Source organism: Bacillus sp. AMCV2 (assembly GCF_056033925.1).
The window spans coordinates 2,682,547-2,700,856 of record NZ_JBVYIB010000002.1 but is presented as its reverse complement, the minus strand read 5'-3'; the positions used below and the strand labels follow the sequence as shown (position 1 = coordinate 2,700,856).

Below are 18,310 nucleotides of genomic sequence, written 5' to 3'. Positions count from 1 at the left end.
GAGGCAGATGAGAAGCTATGAAAAATCAAAAACGGCTTTTAAAGAAGCGCAAAAACTCATGCCGGGCGGTGTGAACAGTCCCGTTCGCGCATTTAAATCGGTAGACATGGACCCGATTTTTATGGAGCGCGGAAAAGGTTCGAAAATCTTTGATATTGACGGGAATGAATATATTGACTACGTCTTGTCATGGGGGCCTTTAATTTTAGGGCATACAAATGACCGCGTCGTAGAAAGCCTCAAAAAAGTGGCTGAATACGGGACAAGCTTCGGTGCTCCGACTGAAGTGGAAAATGAACTGGCTAAGCTCGTCATTGATCGTGTGCCATCTGTAGAAATTGTACGAATGGTAAGCTCCGGAACAGAGGCTACAATGAGTGCCCTCCGTTTGGCAAGGGGCTATACAGGGCGCAACAAGATTTTAAAATTTGAGGGCTGCTACCACGGGCACGGCGATTCTCTCTTGATTAAAGCTGGTTCAGGTGTTGCCACTCTCGGTCTGCCTGACAGCCCGGGGGTGCCTGAAGGCATTGCGAAAAACACCATCACCGTTCCGTACAATGATTTAGAAAGTGTAAAGCTTGCTTTCCAGCAATTCGGTGAAGACATTGCGGGAGTCATTGTAGAGCCAGTTGCCGGAAATATGGGTGTTGTTCCGCCGCAAGAAGGTTTCCTGCAGGGTCTGCGTGATATCACTGAGCAGTACGGCTCTCTGCTGATTTTTGATGAAGTGATGACTGGCTTCCGGGTCGATTATAACTGCGCTCAAGGCTACTTCGGCGTAACGCCTGATCTGACTTGTTTAGGAAAAGTAATTGGGGGCGGACTTCCTGTCGGGGCCTATGGCGGAAAGGCAGAAATCATGGAGCAGATCGCTCCAAGCGGTCCGATCTATCAAGCTGGTACATTGTCAGGCAACCCGCTTGCAATGACGGCTGGCTTAGAGACATTGAAACAGCTGACACCTGATTCCTACAAGAATTTCATCAAAAAAGGCGACAGACTGGAAGAAGGAATTTCAAAAGCCGCCGAGGCTCATGGCATTCCGCATACCTTTAACCGTGCAGGTTCGATGATCGGTTTCTTCTTTACAAACGAACCAGTCATCAATTATGAAACAGCGAAATCATCTGATTTGAAGCTGTTCGCAAGCTATTATAAGGGGATGGCAAATGAAGGGGTATTCCTTCCGCCATCACAATTCGAAGGTCTTTTCCTCTCAACGGCCCATACTGATGAAGATATTGAAAACACAATCCAGGCAGCTGAGAAAGTATTTGCTGAGATCAGCCGCAGATAAGATTGAAAACCGGTATCAAGGACTCCTTGTGCCGGTTTTTTCGTGCTCTCCCACTCATATTTTCTCCAGTTCATACATACACCTTTAGTGACATCTAATTTTAAGGATTAGATGAAAGGAGGATATGAACTTGCCGCAAAATCATCGATTGCAATTTTCTGTAGAAGAATCGATCTGTTTCCAAAAAGGACAGGAAGTTTCTGAACTGCTTTCTATTTCATTAGATCCTGATATTAGGGTTCAGGAAGTAAATGATTATGTATCAATCATAGGATCGCTTGAACTTACAGGTGAGTACAACATAGATCAAAACAAACATACCGAAGAGATTTATACAGATAAGCGGTTTGTTGAACAAGTTAGAAAGAGAGAGGATGGAAGTGCGGAACTGACTCACTGTTTTCCTGTGGATATTACCATTCCGAAAAATAAAGTGAGCCATTTACAGGATGTCTTCGTCTTTATTGACGCATTTGACTATCAATTGACGGATTCGCGCATTTTAACAATTCAAGCTGATTTAGCGATCGAAGGGCTTCTGGACGATACGCAAGACAAAGAGCAGGAGATACCTTTATATGAAGCTCCTGCGGCATTCAGGGAGGAAGAGCTTTCAGAGCCGCCGGCACATAGTGTAGTAGAAGAACCGGGTGCATCATCGGCAGAGGAAGCAGTTCTTCAGCATGAACCGCCAGCCGAACCGCCAGAACTTTTTATCTCAAAAGCGGGGCTCCGTGAAGAACTGGAGACAGAAAAAGCAGAATCTGAGCCGCCTGAATCGGTTGCTTCAGAACCAGAGGCCAGAGAAGATGTAAAAGAGGAAGAAGAGTCAGAAGAGCTTGCTGTGCCGGAAACGGAGGTTCGTGCTGAATCGGAAACAGAAGAATCTGAGCCAGAACCTGATCATTCAGAAATAGAGATTCAAGAGATCGTTAAAGCAAAAAAAGAAACGGCTGAGCCGGCAGCTGCAATAGCGGACGTTCGTGAAGAAGCAGACTCTCCAGCGGAGACTGAGCTTCGTGAACACGCCGGAGCAGAAGAATCGCCTGCTTTGGAAGCTGAACTTCATTCAGAGACTGTGATTGCAGAGGAAAAAACGGAAACAACAGTGTCTCCCAATCATGAATATGCGCTGCGCCAAGAGGCTCAAAATGAAGAAGCAGCTCAATCGGATCAGGCTGATCCTGCGCTTTGCCAAGAAGAGGCGGAAGCGGATGAAGCTTTGGAGAGTGTATCAGAGGCCGCTCTCTCCATAGAAGATAGCAGAGAAACAATTTCAGCTGTATATGTGGAGAATGACAAAGCCGATTTACATTTCCATTTCAATCAAAAAACAAGCTCGGAGGAGGCAGCTCAAGAAGAATTGCCTGAACCGGCATACCGTACCTTCCTGCCTGAACAAGAAGAGGAGGATTCTTTTTATTCAGCGCCTAAGCTGCTGGAGGAGGAAGAACAAGAGGAAGAGAGCTTCGAAATTGAAGTGAGAAAAACACCATCAGCTGAAGAGCCTAAGGAAGAAACACCTTTTCAATCCTTCCAGCTGCCTGAATCTTCTGAGACTGAAAGGAAGGAAACGGATGCTGTTCCTAGGGTTGCTCCTGCTGCTGAAACGAAGGAACCTCAAACAAAGGAAAGTGATAATTCTCTTTATTTAACAAAACTCTTTACAAAAGAAGCGGATGAGTTTTCGAGAATGAAAATTTGTATTGTGCAGCAGGAAGATACGATCGAGCGTTTATGCGAACGGTATGAAATTACATCTCAGCAGCTGATCAGGATGAATTCTTTAGCCTTGGATGATGAATTAAAAGCAGGACAGATTCTCTATATTCCTCAATATAAAAATAGCCATGCGTAAACCGTAAGTGATCGGAAAATGTGGTGAATGAAATGGAAGATACCCAATCGGTTCTTCAGGAATACGGACTGACTGCTCAATTTATTGAGCCTGTCAGTCCTCTTGTTTGGAAAGTGTATACAGACTACGGCATATTTGCCCTGAAAAAATTGAAAGAGGGGCGCGGCAAGCATTTTACAGATCATATGGTGGCGATTGAGGAAAAAGGCTTTCGTTCATTCGTTCCCGTTTACAGAACAAATAGCGGTGAGTTTTTCTCAGCAGGCATACAATACGGAGATACTTACTATTTAATGCCTTGGCTCCAATTTGACCAAGAGGAAGAGCGGGATCAGAAGCATGCTTATTTATTTAGAGAAACAGCCCGTCTTCACGAGAGAACTGCACAGGAACTAAAGGTTAGACGTGATGAGATTGAACGTTATTACGGGCAAACGAAAAAAAAGTGGGAACAAGATAAAATTTTCTATGAGCAGTTTGTGGATAGAGCGGAGAAGGAATGGTACCTTTCTCCTTTTGAACTCCAGGCCATAACCTATTTTTCAGAAACCATTTCCGCGGTGAATTTTGCGCTGGAACGGTTGGAGGACTGGTATGAGTCTGCAAAGGAAAAGGACGTTTCACGGGTTGTAATGAACCACGGCAGCCTGTCTATACACCATTTTCTGTATAATGATGCTGGGACCGGATATTTTACAAACTTCGAAAGAGCATCTGTCGGTCCGCCGCAAAACGACCTGCTCGGCTTTTATACAAAAATGTTCAGAGGCTTTCCGAAAGCTTGTCCGGAATGCGTCGAATGGTTTTATGGATATACGAAATCATTCCCTTTGCGTGAAGCGGAAGTCAGCCTTTTTCTCAGCTATATGGCATATCCGGCAGCCATGTACAAGGTGCTGAACGGTTATCAAACTGGGAAAAGACAGCATGAAAAAGAGGAATGTACACAATTATTAAAGGCTTATTGGCAAATGAAAAATATAGAGCCGTTTGTGATGAAAATCCATCAGATTGAACAAGAGAAAAAATTTCAGGCTGAAAACGAGTCCACGTCTTAATGGCGCGGACTTGTTTGTTTATATCCATTCTAAATGAAGGGCGCAAGCTAAAAAGATTAGGATTGCGAGCAGCAAAACATCAAAGGTTGTCGGAAAGAAAATGGTTCTGATTCCTTGAAAAATCGTAATGGGAATAATCACTTGTGCGGATACAAGCCGAATTTGCCTTACCCATGGCGGCAACGAATAAGAGCTGAAACGTTTCTTCACGGTGCATCCTCCTCTACGCATTTACAAGCATCATATGTAAACTTGGGCAATAGGTGCCTGCCCATCTGTATAGAAAGCGGTGTTTTTGGAAAAGATGATTGACGAATCAAAAACACTTTTACTATAATAAAGAACATAAATAATGTATACAATGAGCTGATAAATACACCTGCTTAGAACGGGAAGAGTACAAAAAAGGCGCATGCAGAGAGAGAAGCCGTTTGCTGAAAGGCTTCTTATGTTGTCTGATTGGAAGGTCGCCCGGGAGCATAATTTCTTGAAAGAAGAGTAGAGAAATTCGGGAAACACCCGTTATCCGTTATAAGTGCATGAACTGATAGAGTTCATGAAAAAAGGTGGTACCGCGAAAGAGCTTTTCGTCCTTTTACAGGGATGAAGAGCTCTTTTTTCGTTCTCAGCCATTTTTAAACATGCTGGAGGGTTATGATGGAAACGAATGAACAAACAATGCCGACGAAATATGATCCGGCAGCGGTTGAAAAAGACCGATATGATTTTTGGCTAAAAGGCAAATTTTTTGAAGCGGGCAGTGACCAGACAAAAGAGCCATACTCTGTTGTCATCCCGCCGCCAAACGTAACAGGAAGACTTCACCTTGGCCACGCATGGGACACAACGCTGCAAGACATTGTAACAAGAATGAAACGCATGCAGGGCTATGATGTGCTGTGGCTTCCAGGCATGGACCACGCCGGCATCGCGACACAGGCTAAAGTGGAGGCGAAACTTCGTGAAGAAGGCAAATCCCGCTACGATTTAGGCCGTGAAAAATTCCTCGAAGAAACGTGGAAGTGGAAGGAAGAATATGCTGACTTTATTCGCAGCCAGTGGGCGAAATTAGGTCTTGGCCTAGATTATTCCCGTGAACGTTTTACGCTGGATGAAGGATTGAGCAAAGCGGTAAGAGAAGTATTCGTTAAGCTTTATGAAAAAGGCCTGATCTACAGAGGCGAATATATTATTAACTGGGACCCAGCGACAAAAACAGCCCTATCCGACATTGAGGTGATTTACAAGGATGTTCAAGGCGCGTTCTATCATATGAGCTATCCGCTTGCTGACGGTTCAGGCTCAATTGAAATTGCGACGACACGTCCTGAAACAATGCTCGGTGATACAGCTGTTGCCGTTCACCCTGAAGACGAGCGCTATAAACACCTTATCGGAAAAACGGTGATCCTGCCGATTGTAAATCGTGAAATTCCGATTGTCGGTGATGACTATGTTGATATGGAATTTGGTTCAGGTGCCGTGAAAATTACGCCTGCTCATGATCCGAACGACTTCGAGCTTGGCAACCGCCACAATTTAGAACGCATTCTTGTCATGAATGAAGATGGCACGATGAATGAAAATGCTCTGCAATATCAAGGTATGGATCGTTTTGAATGCCGCAAAAAGCTCGTGAAAGATTTACAGGAGGCGGGAGTTCTCTTCAAGATCGAGGATCATATGCACTCTGTCGGCCATAGTGAACGAAGCGGGGCTGTTGTGGAGCCTTATCTTTCTACACAATGGTTTGTGCGCATGCAGCCGCTTGCTGATGCAGCGATTGAGCTGCAAAAGAAAGAAGAAAAGGTCAACTTTGTGCCTGACCGTTTCGAAAAAACGTATTTACACTGGATGGAAAACATCCGCGACTGGTGTATCTCCCGTCAATTGTGGTGGGGCCATCGTATTCCTGCTTGGTATCATAAAGAAACAGGCGAGCTATATGTCGGGCTTGAAGCGCCGGAAGACAGCGAAAATTGGGAACAGGATACAGACGTACTGGATACATGGTTCAGTTCTGCGCTATGGCCTTTCTCCACAATGGGCTGGCCTGATGTAACGGCTGAAGACTTTAAACGCTACTATCCGACAGATGTTCTCGTGACAGGGTACGATATCATTTTCTTCTGGGTATCACGCATGATTTTCCAAGGCATTGAATTTACAGGCGAGCGCCCGTTCAAAGATGTTTTAATCCACGGCTTAATCCGTGACGAGCAAGGCCGGAAAATGAGTAAATCTCTTGGCAACGGTGTCGACCCGATGGATGTGATTGACAAGTACGGAGCCGATTCTCTGCGTTATTTCCTTGCGACTGGAAGCTCTCCTGGCCAGGATCTGCGCTTCAGCTATGAAAAAGTGGAATCGACCTGGAATTTTGCCAATAAAATTTGGAACGCCTCCCGTTTTGCATTAATGAATATGGATGGCATGACGTACGATGAACTTGATCTGTCAGGCGAAAAGTCAGTCGCTGACAAGTGGATTTTAACGCGATTAAATGAAACGATCGAGCACGTGACCCAGCTTGCTGATCGATATGAATTTGGTGAAGTAGGACGCCATTTATATAACTTTATTTGGGATGATTTCTGTGATTGGTATATTGAAATGGCGAAGCTTCCGCTTTATGGAGAAGACGAAGCGGCCAAGAAAACTACCCGTTCCATCCTTGCTTACGTACTTGATCAAACGATGCGTCTGCTCCATCCGTTTATGCCATTCTTAACGGAGGAAATTTGGCAGCACCTTCCTCACCAAGGGGAATCGATTACAGTAAGTCAATGGCCTGCAGTAGTGCCGGAGCATACCGATACTGAAGCGGCAGCTGACATGAAGCTTCTTGTTGAGCTGATCCGTTCTGTGCGCAATATCCGCAGTGAAGTCAATACGCCAATGAGCAAGCAGGTTGAACTGTACATTAAAACAAGCACAGACGAAATAGCAGCCCGCCTCGAAGCGAACCGTTCATATGTTGAACGCTTTACGAATCCGAGCGTGCTTAAAATCGGCACCGATATTGAGGCTGTTGATAAGGCGATGACGGCCGTTGTCTCAGGAGCAGAGGTTATTCTTCCGCTTGAAGGCTTAATCAATATTGATGAAGAAATTGCCCGTCTGCAAAAAGAATTTGATAAACTGACAAAAGAAGTTGAGCGTGTCCAAAAGAAACTTGGAAATGAAGGATTTATGAAAAAAGCGCCTGCACACGTAATTGATGAAGAACGTGAAAAAGAAAAAGATTATGTGGCGAAGCGTGACGCTGTTCAAAAACGAATGGCTGAGCTGAAGGGTTAATGAAAAGCCGGGGCGGTTTCTAGAGAAACCGCCTTGTCTTATAAAAGAGGGGATTATCATTGTTTACTGCATATCAAGATGCGCGCAGCTGGATTCACGGGAGGCTGAAATTCGGGGTGAAGCCCGGACTTGGCCGAATGAAACAGCTGATGGCGCGGTTAGGACATCCTGAAAAAAAAATCCGAGCGTTCCACGTCGCAGGAACAAACGGTAAAGGATCAACTGTCGCTTTTATCCGTTCTATGCTGCAGGAAGCCGGATATACGGTTGGAACATTTACATCGCCTTATATTATTACGTTTAATGAACGGATCAGCGTAAACGGGATACCGATTTCAGATGAGGAATGGACAGCACTCGTCAATCAAATGAAACCGCACGTTGAAGCCCTTGATCAAACGGAATACGGACAGCCGACAGAATTTGAAATTATGACAGCATGTGCATTTTTATATTTTGCAGAGTTTCATAAGGTCGATTTTGTTATTTTTGAAACAGGTCTGGGCGGTAGATTCGATTCTACTAATGTGGTTGAACCGCTCTTAACTGTGATTACAAGCATCGGACACGATCATATGAACATTTTGGGAAACACCATTGAAGAAATTGCAGGAGAAAAGGCCGGTATTATTAAAGAAGGTATTCCAATCGTTACAGCAGTTACCCAGCCGGAAGCTTTACAGGTCATCCGCCATGAAGCTCAACGGCATGCTGCGCCGTTCCAGTCATTGCATGATGCATGTGTTATTTTCAATGAAGAGGCTCTGCCTGCAGGAGAACAGTTTTCATTCAAAACGGAAGAGAAATGCTATGAAGATATTCGGACATCTCTGATTGGCACCCATCAAAGACAAAATGCTGCTTTGTCCATTTTGGCTGCGGAGTGGCTCAATAAGGAGAATATCGCCCATATCAGTGACGAAGCGTTAAGGAGCGGGCTTGTGAAGGCTGCTTGGCCGGGACGGTTAGAGCTTGTTCAGGAACATCCTCCGGTATATTTAGACGGTGCGCATAACGAAGAAGGTGTTGAAAAGCTGGCGGAAACCATGAAGCAGCGTTTCGCCAATTCACACATTTCTGTGGTGTTTAGCGCGTTAAAGGACAAACCGTATCAGAACATGATTAAAAGACTGGAAACCATTGCTCATGCGATTCATTTTGCTTCTTTTGATTTCCCGCGTGCTTCCCTTGCAAAAGATCTCTATGATGCAAGTGAAATCAGCAATAAAAGCTGGAGTGAAGATCCAGACGATGTGATCAAATTCATAGAAAGTAAAAAGGGCTCAAATGAAATTGTGCTGATTACCGGATCTCTTTACTTTATTTCTGACATTCGAAAAAGGTTGAAATAAAAGCATCCGGCTCCGGCAGAATCAAAAAAAAAAAGATTCTGCCGTTTTTTTTATGTGTAAAATTGAATATTCCCAATTGGAGCTCAGGATGTCCATTTTGCTACAATCCATACCAGAACTCAATGAGTAAAGGTGTGTTGTCTATGCTATCCATTCTTTTTATCTTCGGACTTATCCTTGGTTCTTTTTACTATACGGCCGGGTGCCGTATCCCCTTACATCTATCTATTATTGCGCCCCGTTCATCATGCCCGTTTTGCCGGCGGACATTAACTCCTGCAGAATTAATTCCCATCCTGTCATTCCTATTTCAAAAAGGTAAATGTAAAAGCTGCGGGCATAGGATTTCTTTTATGTATCCCGCAGCAGAGCTTGTGACAGCGTGTTTATTTGCCGCCGCAGGAATACGCTTTGGCACGTCGCTGGAACTGTTTCCCGCTGTGGTGTTTATCTCTCTTCTCATTATTGTTGCAGTGACAGATCTTCATTTTATGCTGATTCCAAATCGAATATTGATTTTCTTTCTTCCCTTTTTGGCGGCCGCGAGATTGATTTCTCCGCTTGATACCTGGTATGCAGGCCTGTTAGGTGCGGCAGCCGGATTTCTGTTTCTGGCTGTAATTGCCGCAATCACCCATGGGGGAGTAGGGGGAGGAGATATTAAATTATTTGCGGTGATTGGCTTTGTGCTTGGTGTGAAGATGCTGGCAGCTGCCTTTTTCTTTTCTGTTTTGATAGGTGCATTATATGGAGCGGCAGCTGTTCTGACTGGTAGACTCGCTAAAAGGCAGCCGCTTCCCTTCGCCCCCGCTATAGCCGCAGGGAGCATTTTAGCCTATTTATACGGTGACTCTATCATTTCTTTTTATATCAAAATGGCATTGGGCTGACTGCTGAAAAATTTGACGAACGTTTTTTGGACAAGGCGACAAAAGTCTTGTTCTTTTTTTCTTTGCCTGTGCTAAAGTGTGTAGCATGAAAAGCCGACAAGAACGGTCAAGCAAATGAAGGGAGGAAGCGGAATTGAAAAAAAGAAAGAATAAAAAAAACAGTAAAGCCGCAGAAAAAGCCCTCAAGGTGACGATTAATGGAAAAGAAGAGACGGTTTACGAACAAGAGACACCAGATACAGAGGCAGATAAAAGCATGACATTCTCAAATTGGGAGGAAAAAAGACAGGCAGAACAAGAGGTTGCGGCATCCCAGGAACATCCTGATGAAGATGAATTTAATTGGGATTCCGAGGAGGACAAGGTGTTTAAAGAGGACCCCAAAGTTGTTCCTCCTTATCAAAAGAAAAAAACAAAGTCTTATGCAAAAGGAAAGACCGGGACTGCCAAACCAGTAAAAAGAGTGGCTGCGACGATTGCCTTCGCGGCTGTCATTGGCACTGGATTAGGGCTATTCGCGTTAAGCATATCGGGGAATAAAGAAGCGTCAGCACCGGCCTCTTTAGAGGATTCTCTGGGCAGCCAAACGGCAAAAGCCGGAGATACTTCTGCTGATAAACAAACCTCAGGCGCAGAAAAACAAGCAGCACAAACTGAAGGTACATACAAAACATACGCTGTGCAAGCCGGGAAATTTTCAAATGAAAAGGGTGCCGAAACGTTAACAGAACAATTGACCGAAAAGGGTTATTCCGCCGTGTCACTGTCAAAGGATGACGGGTATACGTATGTCATCGCGGGCTTAGCCAGTGATAAGAATGTCTCACAGCAGTTAGGACAGGTTTTAATCGACAGTGATTTTGAAGCCTGGGGAGGCAAGGAGCTTTCCTTATCAATAGAGTCAGATATGACAGATACTTTTAAGGAAACAGCGGAGCTTGCAGCAAAGGCGATTCTCGGTGAAGACATTACAAAAGCGAGTGTAGAGAAAATAGAAAAGTCGCTTGGTGAAACAAAAGCGTCAGAAACAGGAGAGAAAAAAGCGATTTTGCAGGCTTTAAAGGAATTAGAGGATCCAAGTGCTGAAGCCGGGTGGAAGGCTCAGCAGGAGCTGTTAGCCGTCGTAAAATAAGAGATAGTGCCCTGAGCCTTCGTCCTTTAGTGACAGGCTTTTTTTATTTTGTCATGAAAAAGTTATTTTTCTGAAATTGTGACAAGCCTCGTGATTTGGTAGGATAAACGAGTATCTTTTTTTCTTAAGCAAACCCTGAAAGGATGACGAACATGACAAAACCGCTAATACTTGCATCACAATCTCCGCGCAGGAAAGAACTCCTCGATCTTCTCCAGCTGCCCTACTCCATTATTGTCAGTGAAGTAGAAGAAAAATTAAATCGAAACTTTTCACCAGAAGAAAACGTCCAATGGTTGGCAAAACAAAAAGCTAAGGCTGTAGCTGATCTCCACCCGCATGCAATCGTTATCGGTGCTGATACAATGGTATGCCTTGACGGCGAATGTCTTGGCAAACCGCAGGATCAAGAAGAAGCTGCTTCTATGCTGCGGAGGCTTTCAGGCCGAAGTCACTCAGTAATAACCGCGGTCAGCATTCAAGCTGAAAATCACAGCGAGACTTTTTATGATAAGACAGAAGTTGCGTTTTGGTCCCTCAGTGAAGAAGAGATTTGGACGTATATTGAAACAAAAGAGCCGATGGATAAAGCAGGTGCATACGGCATCCAAGGAAGAGGCGCGCTTTTTGTAAAGAAAATAGACGGAGATTATTATTCAGTCATGGGCCTTCCTATATCAAAAACAATGAGAGCTCTTCGCCATTTTGATATAAGGGCATGACGGTTCTATAAACGGGAAGGGAAAGAAAAGGAGTGCTTGGTCATACACGATCTGCCATTAAAACTCAAAGATTTCCCAATCAAAGAAAAGCCAAGAGAACGGCTTCTGAAAGTCGGAGCCGAGAACTTAGCGAACCATGAACTTTTGGCTATATTATTGCGGACAGGGACTAAACACGAATCTGTTTTGGACCTGTCAAACCGGCTGCTGCGCTCATTTGATGGGCTGCGTCTGCTCAAGGAAGCATCGGTTGAAGAGCTGTCAAGCATCCCGGGAATCGGTATGGTAAAAGCGATTCAAATACTGGCTGCAGTTGAGCTTGGAAGCCGGATTCATAAATTAGCCAACGAAGAACATTTCGTTATTCGCTCCCCGGAAGACGGCGCTAATCTTGTCATGGAGGATATGCGCTTTTTAACCCAGGAGCATTTTGTCTGTTTATACTTAAATACAAAAAATCAAGTCATCCATAAACGCACCATATTTATCGGAAGCCTGAATTCATCTATTGTCCACCCGCGAGAGGTGTTTAAAGAAGCGTTTAAACGATCTGCCGCTTCCTTTATTTGTGTTCATAATCATCCTTCTGGAGATCCGACACCGAGCAGGGAAGATATTGAAGTGACAAGACGGCTGTTTGAATGCGGAAACCTGATTGGCATCGAGCTGCTTGACCATTTGGTGATCGGGGATAAAAAATTTGTGAGTTTAAAGGAAAAAGGATATTTGTAACACTTTTTTTTTCGTCGAATTAAGCTATAATAGAGTTTATGAGTTTTTCCCTTTAGGGTATTTTTGCTTTAAGAAAGGAAGATACATACATATGTTTGGAATTGGTGCTAGAGACCTTGGTATAGATCTTGGAACTGCGAATACGCTTGTTTTTGTAAAAGGAAAAGGAATTGTTGTGAGAGAGCCGTCAGTTGTCGCTTTGCAGACGGATACGAAATCGATTGTCGCTGTCGGAAATGATGCGAAAAATATGATTGGACGGACACCGGGCAACGTGGTGGCTCTTCGCCCGATGAAAGACGGCGTTATCGCTGATTATGAAACAACGGCGACGATGATGAAATATTACATCAATCAGGCCATAAAAAATAAAGGCATGTTTGCCAGAAAACCATATGTAATGGTATGTGTCCCATCAGGCATTACAGCTGTTGAAGAACGCGCTGTTATCGATGCGACAAGACAGGCTGGAGCGCGTGACGCGTATCCGATTGAAGAGCCTTTTGCCGCAGCAATCGGAGCCAATCTGCCAGTTTGGGAACCAACTGGAAGCATGGTTGTTGATATCGGGGGCGGTACGACAGAAGTTGCGATTATTTCCCTCGGAGGCATTGTAACGTCTCAGTCAATCCGTGTAGCCGGTGATGAGATGGATGACGCGATTATCAACTACATCAGAAAAACGTACAACCTGATGATCGGTGACCGTACGGCTGAAGCGATTAAAATGGAAATCGGATCTGCAGAAGCTCCTGAAGAATCCGACAACATGGAAATCCGCGGACGCGATTTGCTCACAGGTCTGCCGAAAACAATTGAAATTACAGGAAAAGAGATTTCTAATGCTCTACGCGACACTGTATCTACAATTGTCGAAGCAGTGAAGAGCACACTCGAAAAAACACCGCCTGAGCTTGCAGCAGATATCATGGACAGAGGTATAGTGTTAACCGGCGGCGGAGCGCTTTTGCGCAATTTGGACAAAGTCATCAGCGAAGAAACGAAAATGCCGGTCCTTATCGCCGAAGATCCGCTTGATTGTGTAGCGATCGGAACAGGGAAAGCACTGGAGCACATCCATCTTTTCAAAGGGAAAACTAGATAATCGGGAGTTCAATAGAAGAGGTGTAACACGATGCCGAATAAGCGGTTAATGCTATTACTTCTGTGTATTATCATATTGGTGGCTATGATTGGATTTTCGCTGAAGGGCGGCCGCAATACCACCTGGCCTGAGAAAGTGATCGGCGATACGACGGGAGTATTTCAAAATATTTTTCATACGCCTGCCGAATTTTTTGCAGGAATATTTGAGAACATCAATGATTTAAAAAACACATACAAAGAAAACGAGCGTCTAAGAGAAAAGCTTGACGGACAGACACAATATGAAGCCAAGCTTCAAGAGCTTGAAGAAGAAAACAAATCCTTGCGAGACGAGCTTGGCCATGTCAAATCGATTAAAGATTACAAGCCGATTTTAGCAACGGTCATCGCCAGAAGCCCTGATAATTGGGCGAAACAGGTCACCATTAACAAGGGGACTCAGCAAAACGTAGCGAAAGATATGGCCGTTACAAACGAAAAAGGCGCATTAATCGGCAAGATCAAAAGTTCCGGACTTAATAATTTTACGTCTACTGTTCAGCTTTTAAGCGATACTGACCGCAATAACAGAGTCGCGACGAAAATTTCCGGAAAAAAAGGAAGCAAAGGCTACGGCTTGATCGAAGGATATGACAAAGAGAAAAAACGTCTTAAGATGACAATTATTGAGCGTAAGGATAAACAAGACGTGAAAAAAGGCGATCTTATTGAAACATCAGGGACAGGCGGTGTTTTCCCAGAAGGGCTGACAATCGGTGAAGTGACTGATATCGAGTCAGATTCCTATGGACTAACGAAGGTTGCTTATGTAAAACCTGCGGCTGACCTTACCGATTTAAATAATGTGATCGTTGTTAACCGTGACGTGCCGACTGTCGATACAGAGGAGGAAGGATCGTGAAACGTTTCCTTCTCCCTTTCGTTATGATGCTTGTTTTTTCTGCGGAAAGCATTTTTACAGATTTGGTGCATTTTCCTTTCGTTACAGATGACCAAGTGCTCGCCCCGCGTTTTTTGATGCTTGTATTGATATTCATGTCGGCTTTTATCAACCAAAAACACGCGATGATTTACGGATTTATTTTTGGTTTTCTATATGACATGAACTATACAAGTCTATTAGGCGTTTACATGTTTGGTTTTGCAGGGTTATGCTATTTGGCTTCAAAAGCGTTTAAAGTGTTGCATACAAACGCATTTGTAGTGATATTGATAGCAGTTCTGGCTGTCTGTCTGCTCGAATTTTACGTATTCGGCATTCAGTCTTTGATTCATAAAGACATTATGACGTTTAACGGATTTGTGCTTGACCGGTTTATACCGACAATTTTATTAAATATTGCAGCAGCTCTTATTCTTGTTCTGCCATTTAGATTGTTTTTTATGAGTCTAAAGAAAGAATTGAGAGATGAGTAAAAAGGATTTTATCTTTTTTTGACGAAATGAGTATGTTGTTGAGGTGAATATTGTGAAGACCAAAAAGCAGCAATATGTAACAATAAAAGGAACAAAGAATGGACTAACATTGCATCTGGATGATGCGTGTTCTTTTGATGAGCTTCTCGATGGTCTTCAGAATATGCTGTCAATTGAACAATATACCGATGGAAAAGGCCAGAAAATCAGCGTTCATGTTAAGCTGGGAAATCGCTTTTTATATAAGGAGCAAGAGGAACAGCTGACCGAATTGATTGCGTCAAAGAAAGATTTGTTTGTTCATTCTATTGACAGTGAAGTCATTACTAAAAAAGAAGCACAGCAGATAAGAGAGGAAGCCGAAATTATTTCTGTTTCAAAAATTGTCCGTTCAGGCCAAGTGCTGCAGGTAAAAGGCGACTTGCTCCTGATCGGTGACGTGAATCCCGGCGGAACAGTCAGGGCCGGAGGGAACATTTTTGTTCTGGGCTCACTGAAAGGAATCGCGCATGCCGGATTTAATGGAAATAATCAAGCGGTCATCGCCGCCTCTGAAATGCTTCCGACACAATTAAGAATCAATCATGTGTTAAATCGCTCCCCAGACCACATTCAAAAAGGGAACGAAATGGAATGTGCTTATTTAGATACAGACGGAAATATGGTCATTGAACGCCTTCAACATTTGGCTCATTTAAGACCTGATCTAACAAGGCTTGAGGGAGGAATGTGAATTGGGTGAGGCTATCGTAATAACTTCGGGAAAAGGCGGAGTAGGTAAGACAACAACATCTGCGAACCTCGGTACCGCCTTAGCCATTTTAGGGAAGCGCGTATGCTTAGTAGATACTGATATAGGACTGCGCAACCTTGATGTTGTAATGGGTCTTGAAAATAGAATTATTTACGATCTGGTAGACGTTGTAGAGGGCAGATGCAAAATGCATCAGGCGCTCGTAAAAGACAAACGTTTCGATGATCTGCTCTATTTAATGCCCGCTGCTCAAACGAGCGATAAGACAGCTGTTGCTCCTGAACAAATTAAAAACATGGTCCAAGAGCTTAAACAGGAATTTGACTATGTCATCATAGACTGTCCTGCCGGAATCGAGCAAGGGTACAAAAATGCCGTTTCCGGAGCTGATAAAGCGATTGTGGTCACTACGCCTGAAATCTCAGCTGTTCGTGATGCTGACCGTATTATAGGACTGCTGGAGCAAGAGGAAAATATTGAACCGCCGCGGCTCGTTGTTAACAGAATCAGAAATCACCTGATGAAAAACGGTGATACGATGGATATCGACGAAATCGTACAGCATTTGTCGATCGATTTGCTAGGAATCGTGGCTGATGATGATGAAGTCATCAAAGCTTCCAACCATGGTGAACCGATTGCGATGGACCCGAAAAACCGCGCTTCTATTGCCTATCGCAATATTGCCCGCCGCATCTTAGGTGAATCTGTTCCTTTACAGGTGCTTGAAGAGCAAAACAAAGGAATGATGGCTAAGATTAAGTCATTTTTCGGAGTAAGATCTTAATGTGATAGAATCAAAGAGAAGAATCTGACAAAGCAAATGCTATGTCAGGTTTTTTTGTTTTTGCCTGCTTTGTTCTTGACTAAACCGAATATTTGCCATGGACAAGACATATGATGTACAAACCCAACGAATGCAAAGGATGATGGCAATGAGTCACAGAGCAGATGAAATCAGAAAACGATTAGAGAAAAGAAGAAAGCAGCTTTCCGGCTCAAAACGTTTCTCTACTCAGACAGTTTCTGAAAAGCAGAAACCTCCGTCCTGGGTGATGGTAACGGATCAGGAAAAACATGGAACAATCCCGGTCTACGAAGATAACATGCCAACATTCAACGGAAAACACCCATTGGTGAAAACAGATTCAATTATCCTGAAATGTCTTCTGTCGGCCTGCCTTGTTCTCGTTTCAGCTATAGCCTATAAAACAAACATTGGACCCGTCAGTCAGATTAAACCCGCCGTAGCCAAAACCTTTGAAACTGAATTTCAATTTGCCTCAGCAAGCCATTGGTTCGAAACCAAATTCGGAAATCCGCTTGCTTTCCTGGCTCCTGAACACAAAAATAAGGAACAGCAGATTGAAGTAGGCAAAGATCTGATCGCGCCTGCATCCGGGAAAGTACAGCAGGATTTTCAGGACAATGGGGAAGGAATTAAAGTCGAAACAAGCAGCGATAAGATTGATAGTGTAAAAGAAGGCTATGTGGTTGAAGTCAGCAAAGACAGCCAGACGGGACTGACGGTTAAGGTGCAGCATGCTGACAACACCTATAGTATTTATGGCGAGCTCAAAGATGTGGATGTTGCTTTATATGATTTTGTTGATAAAGGCAAAAAGCTCGGTTCGATTAAGCTTGATGATCATAATAAAGGGGTCTATTATTTTGCCATGAAAGACGGCGATAAATTTATTGATCCGATTCAGGTGATTTCATTTGAATAAATGGCTCGACCTTATCTTAAAGATCCATGTGCATCCTTTTCTTTGGATTATCGCGGCATTGGGCTTGCTCACAGGCCATATGAAAGCATTATTATGTCTGCTCCTGATTGTATTGATTCATGAGCTGGGGCATGCTGCTCTGGCCGTGTTTTTTTCTTGGAGAATCAAGCGTGTTTTTTTGCTGCCGTTTGGGGGAACGGTCGAAGTGGAAGAGCACGGGAATCGACCGTTAAAGGAAGAGTTTGCGGTTATTATTGCCGGCCCTCTTCAGCACATCTGGCTTCAGTTTGCCGCCTGGATGCTTGCAGAAGTCTCAGTGATTCATCAGCATACCTTTGAACTCTTCACCTTTTATAATCTTTCTATCTTATTTGTCAATTTACTGCCGATCTGGCCGCTGGATGGAGGAAAACTGTTATTTTTGTTGTTTTCCAAACAGCTGCCTTTTCAAAAGGCTCACCGGCTTAATCTAAAAACGTCGCTCTGCTTCTGCCTGTTGCTCGGGTGCTGGGTTTTATTCGTGATTCCTCTGCAAATCAGCGCATGGGTTTTGTTTGTCTTTCTGGCTGTTTCCTTGTTTGAGGAATATCGGCAAAGGCACTATACCCATGTGAGATTTCTCCTCGAAAGGTATTACGGAAAAAACAGGGAGCTTGAGAAACTTCTGCCGCTGACAGTAAAGGCGGAGGATAAAGTCTATCATGTGATGGCCGAGTTCAAACGTGGCTGTAAGCATCCGATTATTATAGAAAAATCAGGCCAAAAGCTCAGCCAGCTTGACGAGAATGAAGTGCTGCACGCTTACTTTGCCGATAAGCGGACGAATTCTTCCATGGAGGAACTGCTGCTGCCCTACTAAAACTGATTGACAAACGCCTTGTATTTTGGTATATTTTTTAATGTTATGGATGTAGCACCATTGCTACAACCGCTCAGTACAGGTGTTAAGAGCTTTTACA

At 43.9% G+C, this 18,310-nt stretch carries 17 protein-coding genes and 2 other annotated features (1 of these 19 cut by a window edge); of the genes, 16 read left to right on the top strand and 1 reads right to left on the bottom strand.

Annotated features, from left to right (window positions below):
- Positions 1 to 7: 7 nt before the first annotated feature.
- The 3 genes from hemL to cotN all read left to right on the top strand — a co-directional run bounded on the left by hemL (position 8) and on the right by cotN (position 4,216).
- On the top strand, positions 8 to 1,300 hold the full coding sequence (gene hemL, locus AC0OMA_RS14080) for a glutamate-1-semialdehyde 2,1-aminomutase (protein ID WP_015384279.1): 1,293 nt from the start codon (positions 8 to 10) through the stop codon (positions 1,298 to 1,300).
- Between the two features lie 130 nt (positions 1,301 to 1,430).
- On the top strand, positions 1,431 to 3,158 hold the full coding sequence (gene spoVID, locus AC0OMA_RS14075) for a spore coat morphogenetic protein SpoVID (protein WP_474222190.1): 1,728 nt from the start codon (positions 1,431 to 1,433) through the stop codon (positions 3,156 to 3,158).
- Positions 3,159 to 3,190: 32 nt separating this feature from the next.
- Positions 3,191 to 4,216, top strand: a complete 1,026-nt coding sequence (gene cotN, locus AC0OMA_RS14070) for a spore coat protein CotN (RefSeq protein WP_014480462.1) — start codon at positions 3,191 to 3,193, stop codon at positions 4,214 to 4,216.
- A gap of 18 nt (positions 4,217 to 4,234) precedes the next feature.
- Here cotN and AC0OMA_RS14065 read toward each other — a convergent pair whose 3' ends face one another.
- A complete protein-coding gene (locus AC0OMA_RS14065) occupies positions 4,235 to 4,426 on the bottom strand; it encodes a hypothetical protein (RefSeq protein ID WP_003222590.1) in 192 nt (63 codons plus the stop codon).
- A gap of 165 nt (positions 4,427 to 4,591) precedes the next feature.
- Positions 4,592 to 4,814 (top strand) — a binding site (T-box leader).
- A gap of 59 nt (positions 4,815 to 4,873) precedes the next feature.
- Here AC0OMA_RS14065 and valS point away from each other — a divergent pair.
- From valS to spoIVFB, 13 genes are all read left to right on the top strand, one after another.
- Positions 4,874 to 7,516 carry a valine--tRNA ligase gene (gene valS, locus AC0OMA_RS14060; protein ID WP_072175589.1) on the top strand — a complete coding sequence of 881 codons (2,643 nt, stop codon included), beginning with the start codon at positions 4,874 to 4,876 and terminating at the stop codon, positions 7,514 to 7,516.
- Between the two features lie 59 nt (positions 7,517 to 7,575).
- On the top strand, positions 7,576 to 8,868 hold the full coding sequence (locus tag AC0OMA_RS14055; RefSeq protein ID WP_181219992.1) for a bifunctional folylpolyglutamate synthase/dihydrofolate synthase: 1,293 nt from the start codon (positions 7,576 to 7,578) through the stop codon (positions 8,866 to 8,868).
- Positions 8,869 to 9,011: 143 nt separating this feature from the next.
- Positions 9,012 to 9,758, top strand: a complete 747-nt coding sequence (locus tag AC0OMA_RS14050; RefSeq protein ID WP_474222188.1) for a prepilin peptidase — start codon at positions 9,012 to 9,014, stop codon at positions 9,756 to 9,758.
- 133 nt (positions 9,759 to 9,891) lie between these two features.
- Entirely contained in the window at positions 9,892 to 10,890 is a 999-nt protein-coding gene (gene spoIIB / locus AC0OMA_RS14045) for a stage II sporulation protein SpoIIB (protein ID WP_015384273.1), read from the top strand.
- A 152-nt stretch (positions 10,891 to 11,042) separates the two neighbouring features.
- Positions 11,043 to 11,612 (top strand): Maf family nucleotide pyrophosphatase, encoded by a 570-nt coding sequence (locus AC0OMA_RS14040; protein ID WP_004398496.1) that lies wholly within the window; start codon positions 11,043 to 11,045, stop codon positions 11,610 to 11,612.
- Between the two features lie 36 nt (positions 11,613 to 11,648).
- Positions 11,649 to 12,344 carry a RadC family protein gene (radC, locus tag AC0OMA_RS14035; protein ID WP_015384272.1) on the top strand — a complete coding sequence of 232 codons (696 nt, stop codon included), beginning with the start codon at positions 11,649 to 11,651 and terminating at the stop codon, positions 12,342 to 12,344.
- A 91-nt stretch (positions 12,345 to 12,435) separates the two neighbouring features.
- Positions 12,436 to 13,449, top strand: coding sequence for a cell shape-determining protein MreB (gene mreB / locus AC0OMA_RS14030; protein WP_003229650.1), 1,014 nt, complete (start codon positions 12,436 to 12,438; stop codon positions 13,447 to 13,449).
- A gap of 30 nt (positions 13,450 to 13,479) precedes the next feature.
- Positions 13,480 to 14,352 carry a rod shape-determining protein MreC gene (gene mreC / locus AC0OMA_RS14025; protein WP_003222609.1) on the top strand — a complete coding sequence of 291 codons (873 nt, stop codon included), beginning with the start codon at positions 13,480 to 13,482 and terminating at the stop codon, positions 14,350 to 14,352.
- On the top strand, positions 14,349 to 14,867 hold the full coding sequence (mreD, locus tag AC0OMA_RS14020) for a rod shape-determining protein MreD (RefSeq protein WP_004398811.1): 519 nt from the start codon (positions 14,349 to 14,351) through the stop codon (positions 14,865 to 14,867). The genes mreC and mreD overlap by 4 nt, the downstream gene beginning before the upstream one ends.
- Positions 14,868 to 14,919: 52 nt before the next feature.
- The gene (gene minC, locus AC0OMA_RS14015) at positions 14,920 to 15,600 is read left to right on the top strand and encodes a septum site-determining protein MinC (RefSeq protein ID WP_004398901.1); all 681 of its coding nucleotides are present in this window, start codon (positions 14,920 to 14,922) and stop codon (positions 15,598 to 15,600) included.
- 1 nt (position 15,601) lies between these two features.
- Entirely contained in the window at positions 15,602 to 16,408 is an 807-nt protein-coding gene (gene minD / locus AC0OMA_RS14010) for a septum site-determining protein MinD (protein ID WP_004398624.1), read from the top strand.
- Positions 16,409 to 16,556: 148 nt separating this feature from the next.
- A complete protein-coding gene (spoIVFA, locus tag AC0OMA_RS14005) occupies positions 16,557 to 17,351 on the top strand; it encodes a stage IV sporulation protein SpoIVFA (protein ID WP_087614643.1) in 795 nt (264 codons plus the stop codon).
- Positions 17,344 to 18,210: a stage IV sporulation intramembrane metalloprotease SpoIVFB gene (spoIVFB, locus tag AC0OMA_RS14000; RefSeq protein ID WP_103803775.1), complete on the top strand. Its 867-nt coding sequence runs from the start codon at positions 17,344 to 17,346 to the stop codon at positions 18,208 to 18,210. Before spoIVFA ends, spoIVFB begins: the two co-directional genes overlap by 8 nt.
- 57 nt (positions 18,211 to 18,267) lie before the next feature.
- Positions 18,268 to 18,310 (top strand) — a sequence feature (ribosomal protein L21 leader region); it runs 33 nt beyond the window's last position.

Excerpts from the sequence above, each read along its gene's own strand:
- hemL (WP_015384279.1), top strand. The coding sequence starts at position 8 with ATGAGAAGCTATGAAAAATCAAAAACGGCTTTTAAAGAAGCGCAAAAA.
- cotN (WP_014480462.1), top strand. The coding sequence starts at position 3,191 with ATGGAAGATACCCAATCGGTTCTTCAGGAATACGGACTGACTGCTCAA.
- valS (WP_072175589.1), top strand. The coding sequence starts at position 4,874 with ATGGAAACGAATGAACAAACAATGCCGACGAAATATGATCCGGCAGCG.
- AC0OMA_RS14050 (WP_474222188.1), top strand. The coding sequence starts at position 9,012 with ATGCTATCCATTCTTTTTATCTTCGGACTTATCCTTGGTTCTTTTTAC.
- AC0OMA_RS14040 (WP_004398496.1), top strand. The coding sequence starts at position 11,043 with ATGACAAAACCGCTAATACTTGCATCACAATCTCCGCGCAGGAAAGAA.
- mreB (WP_003229650.1), top strand. The coding sequence starts at position 12,436 with ATGTTTGGAATTGGTGCTAGAGACCTTGGTATAGATCTTGGAACTGCG.
- mreC (WP_003222609.1), top strand. The coding sequence starts at position 13,480 with ATGCCGAATAAGCGGTTAATGCTATTACTTCTGTGTATTATCATATTG.
- spoIVFA (WP_087614643.1), top strand. The coding sequence starts at position 16,557 with ATGAGTCACAGAGCAGATGAAATCAGAAAACGATTAGAGAAAAGAAGA.